Annotated in this window: 17 protein-coding genes and 1 pseudogene; 10 read left to right on the forward strand and 8 right to left on the reverse strand. The window is 68.8% G+C overall.

Annotated features, from left to right (window positions below; translation table 11 throughout):
* A pseudogene (locus BLR03_RS17630) lies at nt 1–236 on the reverse strand (IS982 family transposase); the annotation flags it as partial.
* A gap of 141 nt (nt 237–377) precedes the next feature.
* Entirely contained in the window at nt 378–1,175 is a 798-nt protein-coding gene (locus BLR03_RS17635; RefSeq protein ID WP_091255186.1) for an alpha/beta hydrolase, read from the reverse strand.
* A 245-nt stretch (nt 1,176–1,420) separates the two neighbouring features.
* On the opposite strand from BLR03_RS17635, the gene BLR03_RS17640 reads away from it, so the two are divergent.
* On the forward strand, nt 1,421–2,527 hold the full coding sequence (locus BLR03_RS17640; RefSeq protein ID WP_091255187.1) for a GTP pyrophosphokinase: 1,107 nt from the start codon (nt 1,421–1,423) through the stop codon (nt 2,525–2,527).
* Between the two features lie 82 nt (nt 2,528–2,609).
* On the opposite strand, the gene BLR03_RS17645 is transcribed toward BLR03_RS17640, so the two are convergent.
* Both BLR03_RS17645 and BLR03_RS17650 read right to left on the reverse strand, forming a co-directional pair.
* Complete coding sequence (locus BLR03_RS17645; RefSeq protein WP_091255190.1) at nt 2,610–3,401, reverse strand: TIM barrel protein; 792 nt, start codon at nt 3,399–3,401, stop codon at nt 2,610–2,612.
* Nucleotides 3,398–4,519, reverse strand: a complete 1,122-nt coding sequence (locus BLR03_RS17650) for a Gfo/Idh/MocA family oxidoreductase (protein ID WP_091255192.1) — start codon at nt 4,517–4,519, stop codon at nt 3,398–3,400. The genes BLR03_RS17645 and BLR03_RS17650 overlap by 4 nt, the downstream gene beginning before the upstream one ends.
* Nucleotides 4,520–4,627: 108 nt before the next feature.
* Between BLR03_RS17650 and BLR03_RS17655 the strand changes: the two genes are divergently transcribed.
* Nucleotides 4,628–5,623 carry a LacI family DNA-binding transcriptional regulator gene (locus tag BLR03_RS17655; protein WP_091255197.1) on the forward strand — a complete coding sequence of 332 codons (996 nt, stop codon included), beginning with the start codon at nt 4,628–4,630 and terminating at the stop codon, nt 5,621–5,623.
* Between the two features lie 129 nt (nt 5,624–5,752).
* Here the strand turns inward: BLR03_RS17655 and BLR03_RS17660 are convergent, their stop codons facing one another.
* Entirely contained in the window at nt 5,753–7,276 is a 1,524-nt protein-coding gene (locus BLR03_RS17660; RefSeq protein ID WP_091255198.1) for a SulP family inorganic anion transporter, read from the reverse strand.
* A 230-nt stretch (nt 7,277–7,506) separates the two neighbouring features.
* Between BLR03_RS17660 and BLR03_RS17665 the strand changes: the two genes are divergently transcribed.
* Nucleotides 7,507–8,562, forward strand: a complete 1,056-nt coding sequence (locus BLR03_RS17665; RefSeq protein ID WP_091255199.1) for a bile acid:sodium symporter family protein — start codon at nt 7,507–7,509, stop codon at nt 8,560–8,562.
* Nucleotides 8,563–8,579: 17 nt separating this feature from the next.
* Here the strand turns inward: BLR03_RS17665 and BLR03_RS17670 are convergent, their stop codons facing one another.
* The 3 genes from BLR03_RS17670 to BLR03_RS17680 form a co-directional block, all read right to left on the reverse strand.
* Nucleotides 8,580–9,179, reverse strand: a complete 600-nt coding sequence (locus BLR03_RS17670) for a LacI family DNA-binding transcriptional regulator (protein WP_091255202.1) — start codon at nt 9,177–9,179, stop codon at nt 8,580–8,582.
* A 146-nt stretch (nt 9,180–9,325) separates the two neighbouring features.
* Nucleotides 9,326–9,850, reverse strand: a complete 525-nt coding sequence (locus BLR03_RS17675; protein WP_254788578.1) for a GNAT family N-acetyltransferase — start codon at nt 9,848–9,850, stop codon at nt 9,326–9,328.
* Between the two features lie 125 nt (nt 9,851–9,975).
* The gene (locus BLR03_RS17680; RefSeq protein WP_091255206.1) at nt 9,976–11,988 is read right to left on the reverse strand and encodes an FAD/NAD(P)-binding protein; all 2,013 of its coding nucleotides are present in this window, start codon (nt 11,986–11,988) and stop codon (nt 9,976–9,978) included.
* 242 nt (nt 11,989–12,230) lie between these two features.
* Here BLR03_RS17680 and BLR03_RS17685 point away from each other — a divergent pair, with 242 nt between their 5' ends.
* The 7 genes from BLR03_RS17685 to BLR03_RS17715 are packed head-to-tail and all read left to right on the forward strand — an operon-like array spanning nt 12,231 to nt 19,959.
* On the forward strand, nt 12,231–13,349 hold the full coding sequence (locus tag BLR03_RS17685) for an amino acid ABC transporter permease (protein ID WP_091255208.1): 1,119 nt from the start codon (nt 12,231–12,233) through the stop codon (nt 13,347–13,349).
* On the forward strand, nt 13,346–14,209 hold the full coding sequence (locus BLR03_RS17690; RefSeq protein ID WP_254788573.1) for an amino acid ABC transporter ATP-binding protein: 864 nt from the start codon (nt 13,346–13,348) through the stop codon (nt 14,207–14,209). The genes BLR03_RS17685 and BLR03_RS17690 overlap by 4 nt, the downstream gene beginning before the upstream one ends.
* 8 nt (nt 14,210–14,217) lie before the next feature.
* Entirely contained in the window at nt 14,218–15,282 is a 1,065-nt protein-coding gene (locus BLR03_RS17695) for an ABC transporter substrate-binding protein (protein WP_091255209.1), read from the forward strand.
* Entirely contained in the window at nt 15,279–16,451 is a 1,173-nt protein-coding gene (locus BLR03_RS17700; protein WP_091255210.1) for an LLM class flavin-dependent oxidoreductase, read from the forward strand. The genes BLR03_RS17695 and BLR03_RS17700 overlap by 4 nt, the downstream gene beginning before the upstream one ends.
* Complete coding sequence (locus BLR03_RS17705; RefSeq protein ID WP_091255211.1) at nt 16,435–17,352, forward strand: DUF1684 domain-containing protein; 918 nt, start codon at nt 16,435–16,437, stop codon at nt 17,350–17,352. The genes BLR03_RS17700 and BLR03_RS17705 overlap by 17 nt, the downstream gene beginning before the upstream one ends.
* A complete protein-coding gene (locus BLR03_RS17710) occupies nt 17,349–18,542 on the forward strand; it encodes an LLM class flavin-dependent oxidoreductase (RefSeq protein ID WP_091255212.1) in 1,194 nt (397 codons plus the stop codon). Before BLR03_RS17705 ends, BLR03_RS17710 begins: the two co-directional genes overlap by 4 nt.
* A gap of 10 nt (nt 18,543–18,552) precedes the next feature.
* Nucleotides 18,553–19,959, forward strand: a complete 1,407-nt coding sequence (locus BLR03_RS17715; protein WP_091255215.1) for an NtaA/DmoA family FMN-dependent monooxygenase — start codon at nt 18,553–18,555, stop codon at nt 19,957–19,959.
* Nucleotides 19,960–19,969 lie beyond the last annotated feature (10 nt).

Raw genomic sequence — 19,969 nt, forward strand, 5'->3', positions numbered from 1 at the left:
TGCCCGGGCAGGTTCGGGAACATGCCGGCCAGGTGCTTGTGAGCGTAGCGGATCCATTTGCGTTCCGAAGGGATGCCCAGCAGATGCTGCGCCGCGGCCAGGCAGAGCAGTTCCGCGTCGCTCAAGGCTGGTTTTCGGCCCCGGATCCGGGCGCGGGACCAGCCCAGGCCCGGCAGGACATGATCATCCAAATCGACGTAAAGTGTGGTCAGGAGGGTGTTTAGATCTGTCTTCACAAACAGGGTTTAACACCCTCCACCTTCAATTAACAGCGTCCACGCGGCGCACGCCCAATTCGGACTCACTCATCTAGGGGGCGGCGGCCGCCCTGAGCCACCGCCCGCACAAATCCACGACCCGGCCCCGCAGCCCGGATGTCAGGCCAGCATCTGCTGCACCAGTTCGCGGCACTTCCGGTAGGCGGGCGCCTTGGGATCGATGAGCGCGAAGTGGTCGCCCGGGACCTTGAGCAGCTGCACCGGCGCACCGGCCGCCTTGGCCGCGCCGGCGTAGGTCTCGGACTGGCTGAACGGCACGGTGTCGTCTTCTGTCCCGTGGACGGCATAGATCGGCACACTCAACGGCACCGCACTCATGGGGTCCGCGTATTTATGCCGTTTGGGGTATTTCTCCGACGAACCGCCGAGGAAATTGCTGACCGCGCCGTTGCTGAGGTTCAGACGCTCGGCGGCCGCAAGGTTCAGCAAGCCCGACTGGCTCACGACGCCCGTAAGCCGCACCGCGCCGTCGTTGTCTCCCCTGCGCACCAGCTGACGGTCCGCGTCCGGGGCGCCGAGACCGGCGAGCCGGCTGCGTCCCGCCGCCCAGACGGCAAGGTGGCCACCTGCCGAGTGCCCCAGGGCCACCACCCGGTCCAGGCCAAGCCCGTGCTCGTCCGCGAGCTCACCGAGCTTGTCGATTCCGGCCAGGACGTCGGCAAAGGTGTTGGGCCAGCCTCCGCCGTTGCCGGCCCGCCGGTACTCCAGGTTCCAGGCGGCCATGCCGTGCGTGGCGAGGTCCTTGGCCAGGGGTTCGCCGAGTTCCGCACCATACTGCGAACGCCAGTAGCCGCCATGGATCACCACCACCACGCCCTTGGGCGCGGCCACGTCCGGGAGGAAAAGCTCGCCCCACTGGCTGGGGTCCTCGCCATAGTGATACTTCTGCCTCTTCACAGCGTCCTCCTTGGGGCCCGGTGAACAGGCGGCGGAGACTGCCCCCAGCGTCACCGTCGCTGCGGCCGCGATCCAAGTCCGCCGCCGCACATCAGCCATGTGCTGAGCCTACAGTGGACGCCGCGCGGCCCCGCGCAGGTCGGGCTCCTGCATGCCGTCCGGGGGCGCCGGCGTCGGGGGTGGCTGCGGCCCAGCCGCGGGAGTGCCTGCCGCCCGGCGTCGGGGGTGCGCCGTAAGCTGGACGCATGGCGAGCAACTGGGAGCGTTTGGACCCGAGCCTGCGCGATTCCGTGCAGGAGAACGTGGAATTGTACGAGCGGGTCAGGCCTGCGCTGAAACTGGTCACCCGGGAGGTCCTGCTCACCCTGCGGACCATGTTCAAGGACACCGAGGTCATGCCGCTGTTCGTCACCGGCCGCACCAAGACCGTCGAATCCTTCCGCGAGAAGATTTCCCGCACGGAAAAACCGCTGGAGCCGGGCGGCCCGCTGGTGCTGAAGTTCCCGGACCCCTTCCGGACTCTGAACGACATGGTGGGCATCCGCGTGATCACCAAGCTGCCCGCGGAAAACGCGGTGGCGGCCAACCTCATTAAGCGCCAGCGCCAGCTCTTCGACTGCCGCGGAGACCGCGAAAAGGACATCGGCTCGATCGAGTCAGGCACCTACGGCTACTCCAGCCGGCACCTGATCCTGCGGACCATCCAAAACGAGGCCGTCAAGGACTACCAGCAGGTCTTCAACCCGGATGTCCCGCCGAACGGCAGCTACTTCTTCGAATGCCAGATCCGCACGGTGTTCGCCCACGCCTGGAGCGAGATCGAGCACGACATTCGCTTCAAGGCCGAGGACCCCCGGGCCTGGACCCCGCACTTCGACCGCCAGTTCACCGCCACGGCTGCCATGCTGGAGACCGTGGAAAGCGCCTTTTCGGACCTGCACGAGCGCTATGAGGAGGTCCGCAGTTACTGGGATGTGGAGGGCGAGGGTGTCGCGCCGCTGACGCCCAACCGGATCCGCGACGTCTGGCGGACCCTGCTGCCGCACGTGGACCGGAAGGTCGACGACGACTGGGGCTGGGCTGCGGAACTCATGGCAGCCCACGGGCTCAACCAGACCATGCAGCTCGCCAGCCTTCTCAGCGCCAACCGGATCACCGAGGTCCGCCAGGCCCTGGACCACCGCTACTCCCCCGGCCCGGACCGGCTGCTCGATGACCTGCTGCTGTGGCAGTACGGCACCGAACACATCGAGCTCACCGCCGAGCCGGCCGACGCCGTCCCCCACCCCCGGCGCGACAGCCTGCTGCGGCGGCTCAAGCAGATCGAACGCTACAGGCTCACGCAGGGGTAGGGCGGCCCCGCGCAAGGCGGCGGCATGACACAGCGGCATGACCAAGGGCGGGGGCGGCCCGGTGCACGCGATAAGGCCGCGATCAGTCCTCGAACGCCGCCCGGAACGCGGCCAGGGCGGCATCGCCCGCAGCCAGTCCTTGCCCGCCGGCGGCGGCGGCTTCAAGGCCGATGACGCCGGAGTAGCCGGCTTCGCTCAGCGCCGCCGCAACAGCACGGTAGTTGATTTCCCCGGTGCCGGGTTCGAACCGACCGGGGACGTCGGCCACCTGGATCTCCCCCGTCCACGGCAGCGCGGCCCTGACGAGTTCGATCAGGTTCCCTTCCCCGATCTGGGCATGGTACAGATCCAGCATCATCTTCACGTGGGGATGGTCGACCGCCGAGACCAGGGTGAGGGTGTCCTTGGCCCGGGCCAGCGGGATGCCGGGGTGGTCCAGGATGGTGTTGAGGTTCTCGAGCGCAAACGTCACGCCGTGCTTCTCGCCCAGTACTGCAAGGCGTTCGAGCGTCCGCAGACCGGTCAGCCACATTTGGCCCGTGGACCGGTACGTGGGGCGGACGGCGCGGCCGCCTTCCCCGAGCTCGGCCGGGTGGACCACCATCCGCTCGACGCCGAGTTCCAGCGCGGTGGGAATCAGTTTTTCGGCCGAAGCCACCACCTCGTCGGCGCTTTCGGGGTCGATGAGGCTGCCGCCGAAGTAACCGCTCATCGAGGAGAAGCGGACACCCGTGGCCGCGAGGGCGGAGATGTCCCGCCCTCGCGTATCCCAGAGTTCCACCTCGAAGCCTTGTCCGTGGATCCGCCGCACCCTCTCGATGAGGTCCAGCTCGCCGTAGACCATCTCGGCGCAAACGGCCAGGCGGAAGCTCATTCTCCCTGCCCGACGGCGTGGAGCGCGGGCTCGGCGGCCCGCAGTTCGGCGATCGAGGAAACCTCCACGGGAAGCCCGGTCTCGTTCGAACGGATCGCCGCGAGTGCCACGGCCAGGGCGTTGCGGGCGTCGGTGCCGCCGGGGCCCGGGGTTCCGGGGGCCGTCTGGTTCCCGCGGCGCGCCTTGACGGCGTCGACGAAGTGGGCCAGTTCCGCGATGTAGGCGTCATGGAAAAGATCCACGTTCAGCCGCACGGTGGAGGAGGCGATGCCGGCCGCGGTGTAGCTCGTCGCGCTGGACGCCTGGGGCCCGCCCGCAGTAACCATGCCCGCTGAGCCAAAGACTTCGCCGCGCACGTCGTAGCCGTACAGGGCATTGAAATTGGCCTCGGCCACCGCGATGGCACCGTTGCTGTACGTCACCGTCACCACAGCCGTGTCCAGTAGTCCGCCGGTTTTCCGCTCAGGGGCGACCAGCGCGTCGGCGACCGCGTGGACACGGACCGGAACGGCGCCCGGGTTCAGCCAGTTCAGGGTGTCGAAATCGTGGATCAGGGTTTCCAGGAAGATGGTTCCCGGCGCAATCCGCTCGGGGGCGGCAAGGCCCGCCGCGGTGCCCGGATCCCGCGTCAGCGACCGGAGCAGCTGGGGAACCCCCACGGCGCCGTCGTCAATCAGCTTCCGCGCCGCGGCGAAGTCGTTTGCATAGCGCCGGTTGAAGCCGAACTGAACAATGACGCCGGCAGCGTCGGCTGCATCAAGGGCACCGTCCAACTCCTCAATAGTCCGGCCGCCCGGCTTCTCGCAGAACACGTCCTTCCCGGCCCGGGCCGCAGCAGCAATCAGGTCCGAATGGAACCGGGCCGGCGCCGCAATGAGGACCGCGTCGATGTCCGGATCATTCATCACGTCTGCCGGGTCCGTGCTGATTTTGCGCACTCCCAGCCGGCCAGCGAGGGCTTCGACCGCGGGGAGGGCGAGATCGGCAATGGCCTCCAGACGGGCACCCGGAATCCGGTGCGCCACGGACTCGGCGTGGAACTTGCCAATCCAACCGGCGCCGATGAGTCCGACGCGGACGGGCCGGTCGTCGCTGACCGGGTGCTGCAGATAGCTCATGAAAAACTCCTAGCCTGGGTTATAGATCGTTCTAGTAGATCCATGATGCACCTACTGCCAGTGATTGTCTAGAACGTTCTATAGACTGGTTGAAAGCAAGGAGCAAGAATGACCGAACAGCAGCGCCGCCCCACGCTCATGGACGTCGCCGAAGCCGCCGGCGTCTCACGTGCCCTGGTGTCCATCGTGATGCGCGGCGCCCCGGGCGCCGCCGAGTCCACCCGGAAGAAGGTGCTCGAAGCGGCCCGGGAACTCGGCTACCGGCCGGACAGCCGGGCCCGGCTGTTGCGCAGCGCGCGGACCAGGCTTCTCGGGTTGAGCTTCTTCACGTCAGAGCCGTTCCACGCCGAGATCGTCGACGCCGCCTATGCCGGCGCCGCGGAACGGGGCTACGAAATCGCCTTGAGCGCGGTTGCCAGCGGCCGGCCGGAAACGCGTGCGGCGGAAGCGCTCCTGGATATGGGCTGCGAGGCGCTGATCCTCATCTCCCCGACGCTGGGCAGCCAGGAGCTCGCCGGGTTTGCACGCCGGGCCCCGGTTGTAAGCCTCCTGCGCGACGACGTCGGAGACCAAGTGGACTCCGTCAGCAGCGACAACCACGCCGGCATCCGGCTGGCCGTTGAACACCTCGCCGCCTTGGGTCATCGAAGCATTGTCCATGTCGACGGCGGGGCGGCAGTCTCGGCCGACCAGCGCCGGGATGCCTTTCGCGCCGAAATGCTCCGCCGGGGGCTGGAACCTTTCGTGGTTCCGGGCGGCCTCACCGAGGAAGACGGGCTCAGGGCCTGCGCATCGCTCCGGGACAACCCCCCGTCCGCCGTGATCGCCTTCAATGACAGGTCAGCCCTCGGGGTGATCGAGGGCCTTCGGACCGCCGGGCTGCGCGTGCCGTCGGACGTGTCGGTGGTCGGCTACGACGACAGCCAGTTTGCCCGGCTCAGCTATGTGCAACTGACTTCTGTCAGCCAGGACGCGCCCCTCCTCGCCACTGCCGCCGTGGACAGGGCGGTCGAGCGGCTGGCAGGAGCCGACGCCCCGGCGCACCTGGTCAGGACACCGCATCTGGTGGTCCGCAACACCACCGGACCGGCGCGCCCAAGCTGACCCGCCGCCGAGTCTCCCCAGCTTTAGAGGCACGACGCCGCCAATCGCCGGCGGTTCGGCGCAACACGCCGGCGGGAACTTCCGAAGGCGGGGAAACCCCGACGCCAGCAAGCCGCCACTGCCGCCCTGCTAGTGCCCGGCGCCGAGCTTTCCGGCGAGCCGTTCGCGCATGGCCAGGCTGGCATCGTTGAGGCCCACCACGTCGACGCTCTTGCCGTGCTGGCGGTACTTCTCGGTAATGGCATCCAGTGCGGCGATCGTGGAGGCGTCCCAGAGATGGGAGTCGCGCATGTCGATAACCACGCGGGCGGGATCCAGGGCGTACTCGAACTGGGTGTAGAGGTCGTTCGAGGAGGCGAAGAACAACTCGCCGTCCACCTTGTAGGTGGCGAGTTGGCCGCCGTCGCCCTCCGCCAGGGACCGCTCCACGGTGACGAAGTGCGCCACCCGCCGGGCAAACAGGATCATGGCGACCAGAACGCCGACGCCGACGCCGATCGCCAGGTTGTGCGTGGCCACGGTGACGGCGACAGTGGCGACCATGACGAGCGTTTCGCTCTTGGGCAGCGCTTTGAGGGTGGAGGGCCTGATGCTGTGCCAGTCGAAAGTGGCAACGGAAACGAAGATCATCACGGCCACGAGCGCGGCCATCGGGATCAGGGACACGATGCCGCCGAGAGCCACCACGAGGATGAGCAGGAAGACGCCGGCCAGGAAGGTGGAGATCCGGGTGCGGGCGCCGGAGGCCTTGACGTTGATCATGGTCTGGCCGATCATCGCGCAGCCGCCCATGCCGCCAAAGAAGCCGGTGACAATGTTGGCCACGCCCTGGCCCCAGGCCTCGCGGGTTTTGGGCGAGCGGGTGTCGGTGATGTCGTCCACGAGCTTCGCGGTCATGAGGGATTCGAGCAGCCCCACGAAGGCCATGGCCAGGGCGAAGGGGAAGATCACCTGCAGCGTTTCGAACGTGAACGGCACCCCGGGAAGGGACAGGGAGGGCAGTGAGTCCGGAAGCGCACCCTTGTCCCCCACGGTGGGAACGGCGACGGCGGCCAGGACGGTGATGAGTGTCAGGACCACGATGGCCACGAGAGGCGCCGGAACGGCCTTGGTCAGCTCTGGCAGGCCGAAGACGATCAGCAGGCCTGCCGCGGTGAGCGGATAGACCAGCCACGGGACGCCGATCAGCTCGGGCACCTGGGAGAGGAAGATCAGGATGGCCAGCGCGTTGACGAAGCCCACCATCACGGAGCGCGGGATGAAGCGCATCAGCTTTGCCACCCCGGACAGGCCCAGGATGATCTGGAAAAGGCCGGCCAGGATCACCGCGGCGACCAGGTAGTCCAGCCCGTGGGACTTCACGAGCGGGGCGATCACCAGGGCGACGGCCCCGGTGGCCGCCGAGATCATCGCGGGGCGCCCGCCGACGAAGGAGATGGTGACGGCCATGGTGAAGGAGGCGAAGAGTCCGATCCGGGGGTCCACCCCGGCGATGATCGAGAAGGCGATCGCCTCCGGGATGAGGGCCAGGGCCACCACAAGGCCGCCGAGCACTTCGGTTTTGAGCCGGCGCGGGGACCTCAAGGCGCCCCGGACGGATTGCAGTTGCTCGGGCGTGAAGGCCGGGGCATCTGCGGCAGTTTTGGCGGCCATTGCTGGCTCCGTTCGTGGTCAAGAAGGCACAGGCAGCCTTCGGATTTCAATGATTGTGGGGCGCCGCGCCGCGCCAGAGGGAGTGGGGAGTTCGCCGTCCTGGGCTCACCCACCAGGCAACCCTACCCAAGCCGCCCCGCCGGGGGCGGAGTGGCAAAAAATCTGACATATTTGTCCACCAGGTGGTCACGAAGTAGCCTGCCCGCGGACGCCGGTGGCACCATGCTTGGATGCTTGAGGCAACTAAAACTCCGAATTCCCCCCGGGACGCAGGCACCGCCGCCGACGTCCCCCTCAATCCCGCCCTCGCGGCCGAGGCAAAGATCGCGCGTATCGCGGTGACGATCTTCCCCATCCTCGTTGTGGTGGCCGGCGTTGCCGGTTTCCTGCTTCCCGGAGTCTTCAAACCCCTGGCGCCCAGTGTGCCGTTCCTGCTGGGCATCATCATGTTCTGCATGGGCCTGACCCTGACCCCGCCCGATTTCGCCTCGGTGGCCAAGCGCCCCTGGGCGGTGGCCCTGGGAATCGTGGCCCACTACGTCATCATGCCGGGCGCCGGCTGGCTGATCGCCGTCGCCCTGCACCTCGAACCGGAACTGGCTGTGGGCCTGATCCTGGTGGGCTGCGCGCCGTCGGGCACCGCCTCCAATGTGATGGCGTTCCTCGCCAAGGGCGATGTGGCCCTGTCCGTGGCCGTCGCGTCCGTGTCCACCCTGATTGCCCCGATCGTCACGCCGCTGCTGGTCTTGTTCCTCGCCGGCTCGTACCTGAGCATCGACGCCGGCGGCATGGTCCAGGACATCCTCAAGACCGTCCTCCTGCCCGTTGTCGCAGGTCTGCTGGCCCGTCTCTTCCTCAAGAAGGTCGTGGCCAAGGTTCTGCCGGCACTGCCGTGGGCGTCCGCCGTCGTGATTTCGCTGATCGTGGCGATCGTGGTGGCCGGAAGCGCCAGCAAGATCGTCGCCGCGGGCGGCATCGTGTTCCTGGCTGTGGTGCTGCACAACGGCTTCGGGCTGGGCCTGGGGTACCTGGCCGGCAAGGTGGGGCGCCTTGACGACCGGGCGCGCAGGGCCCTCGCCTTTGAGGTCGGGATGCAGAACTCCGGCCTGGCCGCCACCCTCGCCACGGCGCACTTTAGCCCACTGGCCGCGCTGCCGTCCGCTGTCTTCTCCCTGTGGCACAACATCTCCGGCGCCACCGTGGCCGCGTGGCTGGCCCGGCGCCCCGTCCGGGGCGCCGCAGCACCGGATACGACCGCGCCGGAAGCCGCCGCGCTGAACGCCTAAAGGCGGGGCTAGTACTGCTAGCTCCGCAGCCGGCCGAGCAGCGCAGTGACGGCGCGCTCGGCCAGAGCCTCCGTGCTCTCGGTTCCCGCGGGCACGACGTCGTATCCCGCCTGAACATCCGGGATGCCGTCGGGGTTGGCGTCAAGGGCGCCGGCTCCGGCGTCGTCCGTGATGAGCACCTGGGCCACGCCGCGGGCGGCGAGTTCTGCCATGGCTGCGGCGTCTTCGGCGGTCTCGGAGGCGCTCGTGCGGATCACGCCGTCGGCGCCGCCGGCAAGCATGAACTGCCGCCAGCCCCCGCCCAGCAAGACGACCGTCTGGTAGCCGTGCTTCGGCAGGATGGCGGCCAGCAGCGTGGCGAGGGCGCGGTCCTGGGGGTCCTCGAGGTCCGCGACGGCCACGGCCACCAGCTCCGTCCGGCCCCGCCGCATGCCGCGGGCGCCCCGGTTGGCCACGTAGCCAAGTTCGCGGACCGCGGCGTGCACCCGGTCCTGGGTGGCCTCGCTGATCCGGGTGGTGCCGCCGGACCGGCCTGACAGCACGTAGGAGACGGTGGTGACGGAGACCCCGGCCGTCTCTGCGACGTCGCGGATGGTGGGCTTGGATCCATGCCGCACTGATGACTCCCGGCTGCTTCTCCGCCGTTTCGTGGCGGCTCCTGAATGCTTCGTCCTAGGGGTAGACCCCATGTGGAACTCTAGCCCGAAGCAACGCTCCCCGGCCCATGGCAGGCTGCGCCACGAGCAAGCGACGCGGGGATCACTTAGCGCCCATCCCGAGGCCCTGGACGGGCGTTATGTGACCCCGCGTTGGGGTTCACGTTGGGGTTTTGGCTGGGGAGGTCCTTGGTGAATGCGAGCGGTCCGATGGTTTCGGGATCGGCGGAGAGGTCGAACTGCGCCTCGTAGCCGCTGTTCAGGTAGAGGTGTTTCGCCTCGGGCTGGCGGGGGCCGGTGGTCAGGTAGACCCTGCGGTAGCCGCGGCGGGCGGCCAACGCCTCCAGCTCGGCGAGGACGAAGCGGGCGAGTCCGCGGCGGCGATGCGCCGAATGCGTCCAGATCCGCTTGAATTCTGCTGTCTGCGGGCCGTGCCGGCGGAAGGCGCCGCCGGCCACGGACTCGCCGTTCTCGCGCACAATGAGCAGGGCCCCGCCCGGAGCTGCGAATTCCTCGGCCGGGTAACGGTTCAGTTCCTCCGCGGCGGCTCCCTTGCCAAAGAGGTTGCCGTAGCGGGTGTCGTACTCGATCGCGAGTTCGTCCAGGAGCGGACGGACCCGGGGGTCGCTCATGGGCAGGTTCAGGACTGTCAGCGCTGACTTGTTCGACGGCGGAGTCTCCTCCGGCGGGGTCGGCGGGGTGTCCGCGTTGTCCGCAGGCAAGGTGCGCAAGGGTGAGGGGTCCAGTGGTGACAGGGTCATGGCCGGCCCTTTCCGCGTGCGGCGGCCTGCGGCACCGCGTGGTTGTTGTTCTGGTAATTGTTCTCCTGAACGCTGCCCTCGCGGGTCAGGAGATTCAGGATGCGCCGGGCCAGGGCGTCGTTTTCGCGGAACGGCGCGGCGTTGCTCTTGGGCCGCGCGAAGGCCCCCGCGCCCCAGCCGGAGGTGCCGGGCCCGACGCCGAACACCCTCTCGCGCCGTTCCCCGACCGGGCTGATGAGCTCGTTGTGGGCAGACACCAGCAGACGTCCCGTCGCGTGGGTGCCGTCCGCGGTCAGGAGCTGCTGTTCGGTGCCAAGCCCGGAGGTGTGCAGCTGGCGTAGCAGCGGATTTGCGGAGCGGACCACCGACGGCTCCGGAAGCCGGGCCTCGATCAGGGCCGCAGCTGACACCGTGATCTTGGACTGCGCCGAGGTGGCAACGAACCGGCCCGAGTACTCCGCGGCCTCGATTTCCAGCCCAGGGCCAAGGAACCGCAACAGTCCGGCCCGGTGGATCGCCAGCATCTCCCGGAGCCTGCGCGGCGGGGGCCCGGAATCGACGAAGCTGAAGAAGCCGTGCCACCAGCCCTGGACCTCACGCTGCGACCGCGCGTTCAACCGCGCGGACGGAACCAGCCGGCCAAGGTCCATGTAGGCCTTGAGCAGGGAGATGAACAGGGCCAACGTCTCCGAATGGTCCGGTCCGGTCCGCAGCTCAAGATCGCGGCCGATGTGGGCGGCCACCGCGGCCTGGACATCCGCAAGGCCCTCAAAAACGCGGCCCTCGAAGGGACGGTCCAGCCGCTCAAGGTCCAGGTGGAGCTCCGTGTCCGGGACTGATTCGACAACGAGCCGGTGGCGCTCCTGGCTGTACCAGTCCGCGGCGGAGAAGCGCTCGGCGAATTCCTCCCAGCCGATCCGGACCCGCTCCGGGTAACCGGTGAACAGCTCGCGGTAGTACGCATAGCCGGCGTCCTTGGCGATCAAAGGCCAGAGCTGGGCGCGGAAGTCCAGCTCGCCGGATGCCTCCAGCCGCGCCTCGACGGCCTCGTCGGTGAAGAACTTGGGCTCTCCCGCAGCGTCACCGCGCAGGGTGGAGGTGATTTTGGAATGGTAGGGCACGCCGCGGCGGGATCCGGCCCACAACCGCGGCTCGGCACCGGAGGGCAGGTAGCGCAGCCCGCCGTCGGGCAGTTCCTCGAAGCGGCCGCCACGACCCTCCATGAGCAGCACCAGCAGGTCCACGAAGGCCAGGCCCATGCCGGAAACAATCACGTCCTGGCCGGCGGCTATCGATGAGTAGTCGACGTCGGTGGTGTAGCTGGGCGCCGCGTGGAACGCGCCATGCCGGGCGGCAAAACCGGCCCAGGCAGCAGATTCCCGGTCCGGGAGCGAATCGGTGTGACCCAGGGAGGCCACCACGACGTCGGCGTGCAGCGCCGCGCCGTCGGCCAGCCGGACGCTGTACCCGTCCACGCCAGGGTCGCCCTGCTCCTGGTCTACCCGTTCCGGGTCCGTCTGTAAGGGTTCGACGGCGGACGCCGTGTCCTGGTGCACCGTCACGGTGGTCTCCGGCCCGAGGGCAGCAACGGCGCGGCGGAAGAACCATTCGAGATAGATGCACTGCAGCTGCCGGGTGGGGAAGGTGGCGCCGGTGAGGGTACCGAGCTGGGCCCGGAGTCTCTGCGGGAGCTCCGGCACGTCCGCGATGGAGCCGTCCAGGACCCCGGCGGCCCATTCGGCCAGTCCCGGACCATCGACGGCCGGTCCCTCGCACTGGACCGAGGCGTCCGTGAACATCGTGACGTCCGCCGCGGTGGAATTGAGCATCAGCCCGGCGTCCTGCTCGTAGCGCCAGATCCGGCCGGACCCCGGCGCGTGGGGTTCCACAACATGGACGTGAAGCGGGCCGGCGAAGAGTTCCTGCCGGTTGGCGGCCAGGCGTTCCAGCAACCCGGCCGTGCGCGGGCCGCCGCCGATGAGAACCACGGACGGGGAATTCGCTGGCATGAGGGCCTCCTGGGTCTGGTTCGGAGCCCTCATGCTAGGCACCCGAAACAGGGCCGGTCGAGGCGCCGGTCACGGCCGTTCACCTCGCGTAATGGGACGCAAATCGAGGCAACAAATCGTCGTGTGACGCCGTGCGAACCCGCGTGAACGCATGCAACTTGGCGCCTTGCCCGGCGTTTTCGCGCGGCCCTAGATTGGCAGCCAACCGAACCCCACACCAACTGGAAGAAGCGAGGTGGCGCATGAGTTCAACAGCAACCCCGGTGGCGCAGTCCGCCCCGGAGCCGGCGTCCCCCGGCGCCGGAACCACACCCGACACCACACCCGCCGGATCCTCCGGACCCACAGTCCCGGAACACGCCGTCCCGGAACCCGCCGCCCCTACACCCGCCGCTCAGCCCGGCACTGGGTCAACGGCCCGCAAGGCCGCCACCGGTTACGCCGACTACAAGCTGGTCCCGGCCCGGCACCCGTGGCGCTGGGCCGGCACGGCCGTCGTCGCCTTCGGCGTCGCCGGCGTCGCCTGGTCTCTGGCCACGAATCCCCGCTGGGAGTGGGGCGTGGTGGCGGAATGGTTCACCGCGCAGTCGATCGTGAACGGCCTGCTGGAGACCCTCAAGCTGACCGCGATCTCGGGCGCACTCGGCTTCATCCTGGGGTTCATCCTGGCCCTGATGCGGCTCTCCGCGTCCCCCTTGCTGGTCTCCGTGTCCTGGACGTTCTCCTGGATTTTCCGCTCCACGCCGCTGCTGGTGCAGATGCTGCTCTGGTACAACCTGGGCTACCTCTACGAGAAAATCAGCTTAGGCATTCCCTTCACGGACGTGCGCTTCTTCGAGGCCCAGACCACCACCCTGATCAGCCAGTTCGCCGCGGCCGTCCTCGGCCTCACCCTGAACCAGGCCGCCTATTCGGCCGAGATCATCCGCGGCGGCATCCTTTCCGTGGACCAGGGTCAGCTGGAGGCCGCCGCGGCGCTGGGCATTCCGGCATGGCGGCGCTCCACCAGGATCGTCCTGCCGCAGGCCATGCGCGCCATCCTGCCCACGGCCTTCAACGAGGTCATCGGCCTGGTCAAGGGCACCTCGATCGTCTACGTCCTGGCCTACTCCGAGCTCTTCTACACGGTCCAGGTGATCTACAACCGGACCCAGCAGGTCCTGCCGCTGCTGCTCGTGGCCACGCTCTGGTACATCGTCATCACCTCGGTCCTGAGCGTCTTCCAGTACTACATCGAGCGCCACTACTCCAAGGGCGCCGTCCGCACACTGCCCCTGACCCCGCTGCAGAAGGCCCGCAAGTTCCTCGCCACCCATGCACCCGCAACAAGGGAAACTACCCAGGAAAGAGGTACCCGATGAGCACCTCGGTCCTTCCGGCCACCGGAGCCCACGAAGCCCTGGAAACCGCCTCAGCCCGGGAATCCACCCGTGGCCTCGTTGAGATCACGAAGGTCCGCAAGTCCTTCGGCGCCACGGAAGTCCTCAAGGGCATCTCCCTGACGGTCGAGCCCGGCGGCGTCGCCGTGATCGTCGGCCCGTCCGGGTCCGGCAAATCCACCCTCCTGCGCACCATCAACCACCTGGAAAAGGTCGACGCCGGGTTCATCGCCATCGACGGCACCCCGGTGGGCTACGAGGTCCGGGGCCGGAGGCTGCACGAGCTCCGCGAGAAGGAGATCCTCAGGCAGCGCACCGAGATCGGCATGGTGTTCCAGAACTTCAACCTGTTCCCGCACCTGACCGCGCTGGAAAACGTCACCGAGGCGCCCGTCGTCGCACCCCGGGCCGGCAAACCCCGACTCTCCAAAGCCGAGGCCCGCGAGCACGGACTGGAACTGCTGGACCGGGTGGGGTTGAAGGACCGCGCCGGCGCCTACCCCCGCCAGCTGTCCGGCGGCCAGCAGCAGCGCGTCGCGATCGCCCGGGCGCTGGCCCTGGACCCGAAGATCCTGCTCTTCGACGAGCCCACCTCGGCGCTGGACCCGGAACTGGTCAACGAGGTGCTGGACGTCATCCGCGAGCTCGCCAACTCCGGCACCACGCTGATCATCGTCACGCATGAGATGGGCTTCGCCCGCGACGTTGCCGACACGGTCGTGTTCATGGACCAGGGCCAGATCGTCGAACAAGGCACACCCCAACAGATTTTCACTAACCCGCAGGAAGACCGCACCCGGAGTTTCTTCTCCAAGGTGATCGAGCCCGCTTTCAACATCTAAGGAAACCCATGGCAATCCGCCCCGCCCTCCGCGCCGTCCGCCACAGTACTGGTCCCCGTCGAAAGCCTGCGGCGCTTCCCGCCGTCGTCCTCATCGGCGCCCTGTCCGGCACGCTGGCCCTGACCTCCTGCTCCGATCCCGGCGCTTCCGCCGCGTCAGGCGGACAGCCCGCGACGACGGCGGCGCGCAACGGCGTCGTCTACAACACCTCGCCGGACCAGCAGCGCATCCGGGCCGGGAAGGACGCGGCCGCGGCCGCGAAGGTCCCCGCGCTGATCGGCAAGGACGGCAAGCTCACCGTCGCCACGACGGCGGGCGCCATCCCGCTGTCCTTCCACGCCACCGACGATAAGACCCCGATCGGCGTCGAGGTGGACCTGGCCCAACTGGTCGCCGACAAACTGGGCCTGGAGCTGGATGTCCAGGTGACTTCCTGGGAGAACTGGCCGCTGAAGACACAGTCCGGCGACTTCGAGGCTGTGTTCTCCAACGTGGGAATCAACGCTGCACGCGTCAAGCTCTTCGACTTCTCCAGCTACCGCGCCGCGTACATGGGCTTCGAGGCCAAGAAGAGCTCCAACTACAACATCAAGGGTTCCGATGACATCTCCGGCCTCAAGATCTCCGTAGGCTCCGGCACCAACCAGGAGAAGATCCTGCTCGCCTGGAACAAGGAGCTGGAGGCCAAGGGCAAGGCCCCGGCGGTGCTGCAGTACTACTCCTCCGATGCCGACACCATCCTGGCCCTGTCCTCCGGACGCACGGATCTGAACCTGGCGCCCTATCCGTCCGTCATCTACCGGGAAAACACCCGCGACGACCTCAAGGTGGTGGGCAAGGTCAACGCCGGCTGGCCGTCCGAGACCCTTGTCGCGGCCACCACGCTCAAGGGCAACGGCCTGGCGCCGGCCATCACGGACGCGCTGAACTCCGCGATCAAAGACGGCTCCTACGCCAAGGTCCTGGACCGCTGGGGACTCTCCGAGGAAGCCCTCCCCGAGTCCAAGACCGTCACCGAGGCAAACTTCGGGACGGGCCCCGCAGGGAAAACACAGACAGGCAAAACACAGTGAGGTTCCAGGTCCTCGACATCATCCCGCACCTGAAGAACCCGGTCACCGGGGAGATCGTCTCCACCGCGGACCGGCTCAACCAGGTGGTGGAGACGGCGCGCCGGGCCGAGGAACTCGGTTACGACAGCTTCTCGGTCGGCGAACGCCACGCGGGCGAGTTCATCTCATCCTCCCCTATCACCGTGCTCGCCGCGATCGCCGCGGTCACTTCCAGGATCCGGCTGCAAAGCGGGGTGACCGTGCTGTCCGTGCTGGATCCGGTACGGGTCGCCGAGGACTACGCCACGATCGATCAGCTCAGCCGCGGCCGGCTGGAACTCGTGATCGGCAAGGGCAATGAAGTGCTGCAGTATCCCATATTCGGCCTGGACCTCGCGGATCAGTGGGAGCTCCTCGCCGAGAAGTACGGCCTGTTGCGCCGGCTGTGGACCGAGGAGAACGTCACATGGTCCGGACGCTTCCGGCCGGCCCTGGCCGAGCCCACCACGACGACGCCCCGTCCCTTCGCCGGCGCGCCGCGGGTGTGGCACGGATCGGCCACCAGCCTGACCTCGGCGGCCCTGGCGGCGCAGTGGGGCGATCCGCTGTTCACGGCCAACGCGATCCAGCCGCGCGAAAACTACAAGGTGCTGATCGACCACTATCGCGAGGAGTACGAACGCCACGGCCACGATCCCCGCCACCAGTACCTGGGCTCCGGCTCCGGCGCGGGCGGGGTGTTCATCGCGGACACCACGCAGGAGGCCAAACGGCAGTTCGGCCCGGTCTACGAGGCCCTCACGACCGGCCGCAATGTTCCGGGTAACAATTCCCCGTACCGCGACATCGACCACGCCGTGGCCGAGGGGCCGGCCCTCGCGGGCAGCCCGGAGCAGGTGATCGACAAGATCCTCAGCTACCACTCGCTCTACGGCCATGACCTCCAGTCCATCTCCCTGCCCACCACGCTGCCCTTCGACCAGCAGCTGGAGATCCTGGAGCGGTTCGCGCTCGAGGTCATTCCGGCCGTGCGTGCCGCCGCGCCCACCACACTCTGGGGCTCCGGGGACCCCTACGCGGGGCGTCCCGGGTCCGGCCCCGCCGGCACAACAGGTGCCGAACCCGATGCCGCGGCCCGCGTCGCGGCCGACCACAACACCCACAGGAGCTCCCATGTCTACACCCACTGATACGTCAGCGCACGCTGAAACCGCCGACCGTTCCCGGGACGCCGGGACCACGGACGACGGAAACACTCCCGACCGGGCATTCGAGGCCGCGTGGGCTGACTGGCATGCGGCGCACGAACGTCACCGCGCCGATCCCCACGGCTTCCTCGCCGTCACCCATCTGCACTGGCTCGACGCCTCGCCCGCCCGCCTGGACGGCGCGCCCGGCACGTGGAGCGTCGAGGACGACGTCGTCCGCCTGGTCTTGCGGGCAGGCGAACGCGTCCTCCGGGGTGGGCAGGAACTGAACCCCGACGCCACCGGCGCCACCGTGTTCCTCGGCCCGATCTCTGAGCGTGATGGGCTCAACCTGCGGGTGGAGGATGCCGGAGCCGGGCACACCGTGATCGAGCTCGCCAAGCGCGGTGGCCGCTATGTCGTGCGGCCGCGGCATCCCCTCAATCCGCTGCTCACGGGTTACCGCGGCACGCCTGCCTACGCACCCACTTCTGAATATTCCGCTCAAGGAATATTCGTCCCGTTCGCCGAACCGCGCCCCACCACGGTGGGCGCGGCGGTCGAAGGCATCCACCACGTCTATGAGGCGCCGGGCGAGATCCGCTTCCGGCTGCACGGTGAGGACCTGAGCCTCACCGCCTTCAACGGCCACGCCCCGGGCACACTGTCCGTGCTGTTCACGGACGCAACGTCGGGCAAGGCCACCTACGCTGCCAACCGCTCGCTCACCGTGCCGGCGCCGGGCCCCGACGGGACAGTCTCCCTGGACTTCAACCGGGCCGTGAACCTGCCGTGCGCCTACACCGACCTCGCCACGTGCCCGCTGCCCCCGGCCGAGAACCGCCTGCCGGTGGCCATTGAAGCCGGCGAACAGATCCCCTACGAACGTCAGGACGCATCATGAGCACCCTTCCCCCCGATGACCAGCCGCGGGGCCGCGGCCTCCTGTTGCTGGAGCTCGACGGCGCCGGCAGCCACCCGGCCGCCTGGCGGGCTTCCCGCACGGTGCCCGGCGCCGTACTGGCCCCGGACCACCTCCGCGGCGCCGTGCTCGCCGCCGAGTCTGCCGGGTTCCACGCCGCGACGCTTTCCGACCCCGGCCTGCCCGGGCACCCGGACCCGGATGACGCCGCCCGGCTCAACGCCCTGCAGCGTGCCGCGTTCGCCGGTCCCATGACGCGGTCCCTCGCGCTCATCCCGGAAGTGGACACCGTCTACACCGAGCCGTTCCACGTCGCCACCCAGCTGGCCAGCCTGGACTACGTCTCCGGCGGACGGGCCGGCTGGCTCGTGGCGGCGTCGCCTAGCGCGGCCGATGCCGCCGCCGTCGGACGGGACACGGTGCGCGGGGCCGGTCTCTCCCGGGAAGCCGCCGATTCGATCGAGGTCAGCCGCCGGCTGTGGGACTCCTGGGAAGATGACGCCGTGATCCGAGACGTCTCCACCGGGCGCTATCTCGACGTCGACAAGCTGCACTACATCGACGTCGACAACGGCAACTATTCCGTGAAGGGTCCGTCGATCATTCCGCGGCCGCTCCAGGGGCAGCTGCCCGTGGTGTCCCCGGCCGGGCTCCTCAGCCCGGAGGCCGTCGCGGCCGGGGCGGCCGATGCGCTCCTCGTCTCGGCCCCGGCGCCCGAGCTCCTCGCCGCCGAGCTCGCGGAGACGCGCGCAGGACTGGCCGGCGGCGGGCGTGAGCCTGCGCTGATTGCCGAGCTCGACGTCGTGCTGGACTCCCGCGGTCAGACCGCCGCGGACAGGCTTGCCGCACTGAACGGCCACACCGCGTGGGAGAGCCCGCGGGCGCAGTTCGTCGGGACGGCCGCCGAGTTGACCGAGCTGCTCACCGAGGTGCTGGCGTGGGCCGACGGCGTTCGCCTGCACCCCGCCGTGCTGGACACGGATCTGGAGGAACTCTCACGCCTGGTCCTGCCGGAGCTGCGCCGCCGCGGGCTCTTGGCGCCCACCACCCCGGACGCCACCTTCCGCGAGCAGCTCGGGCTGGGCCGGCCCGCCAGCCGATACGCCGCCACCAGCACTCCGGCGGGCGCCGTGGGCAGTATCTCAACGACCGCCGCCGGCGCGGAAAACTAAGGAACCCATCATGAGCCACAGCACCGCCACCGAATTCACCCCGTCCGGGCAGCTCCAGCTGGGCGTCTTCTTTCAGGGCGTCAACTCCGGAACCGTCTGGAAAACGGCCGAATCCGGCTCCCAGACGGACTTCGAATCGTTCCGTCGCATTGCCCAGACCGCCGAGCGCGGGCTGTTCGCGGCATTCTTCCTCGGCGAGGGCCTGCGGCTGCGCGAGCACCTCGGCCGCCCGCACGCACTCGACGTCGCCGGCCGGCCCGACGCGCAGACGGCCCTGGCCGCCCTCGCCGCCGTGACCACAAACATCGGCCTGGTCGCAACCCAGAACACCACGTACAACGACCCCGCAGACCTGGCACACCGGCTCTCCACACTGGACCTGCTCTCCGGCGGCCGCGCGGCCTGGAACATCGTGACCACGGACAATGCCTGGACCGGCGCCAACTTCCGGCGCGGCGGCTATCTGGACCACGCGGACCGGTACACGCACGCCGAGGCCTTCGTCGAAACCGCCAAACGGATCTGGGACGCGTGGGACGACGCCGCCATCGCGGCCTCGGCTTCCGCGGCCCGATGGTCGGCGGAGGGCGCGGTCCGGCGCGTCCACCACAACGACCGGCACTACTCCGTGGACGTTACCCCGCGGCTGCCGCGCGGCGCCCAATACCGGCCGGTGCTGTTCCAGGCCGGGGATTCCCCGGAGGGCCGGGACTTCGCCGCCCGCCAGGCGGACGTCATCTTCTCCGCGCACCCGCAGCTCGAGGACGCCCTGGCCTTCCGTCGCGACATCGTGGAACGCACACTCCGGGCCGGTCGGGGCGCCAATGACGTAAAGATCATGCCCGCCAGCGAGTTCATTCTCGCCGCCACGCCGCAGGAAGCCCTCGAGAAGAAGGCTTGGGTCCGCAGCCTGCAGATCGGCCCGCAGCAGGCCATCGCCTACCTCGAGCAGTTCTGGGGCCGGGAGCTGCAAGGCTACGACCCCGACGGCCCGCTGCCGGAGATCGACCCCGTGGTGGAGGAAACCTCCGAAACCCGCGGCAGCGGCTTCCACGGCGCCAAGGCCCGCCAGCTCGCGGACCAGTGGCGGGCCGAGGCCAAGGAGAAGGGCCTGTCCATCCGCCAGTTCGTCTCGGCCAAAACCAGCCGGGGCGACTCCACCTTCACCGGTTCCTACACCGAGGTGGCGGACCGGCTGGCCCAGTACGCCCGGACCGGCGCCGTCGACGGCTTCAACATCTCCCCGTGGCTCATCCCCACCGGACTCGATGACATCGTCAACCACCTCGTCCCGGAACTGCAGGAGCGCGGGGTGTACCCGACGCAGTACGCGGGCGGCACGCTGCGGGAGAACCTGGGCCTGGCCACGCCGGTCCGCACGGACGCCGGCGTCGGGGCCAGCCCGGTCACGGCCTAAACCCGCGTCC

The organism is Arthrobacter sp. ok909 (assembly GCF_900104405.1).
In the GTDB taxonomy this organism is placed as follows: domain Bacteria; phylum Actinomycetota; class Actinomycetes; order Actinomycetales; family Micrococcaceae; genus Arthrobacter; species Arthrobacter humicola.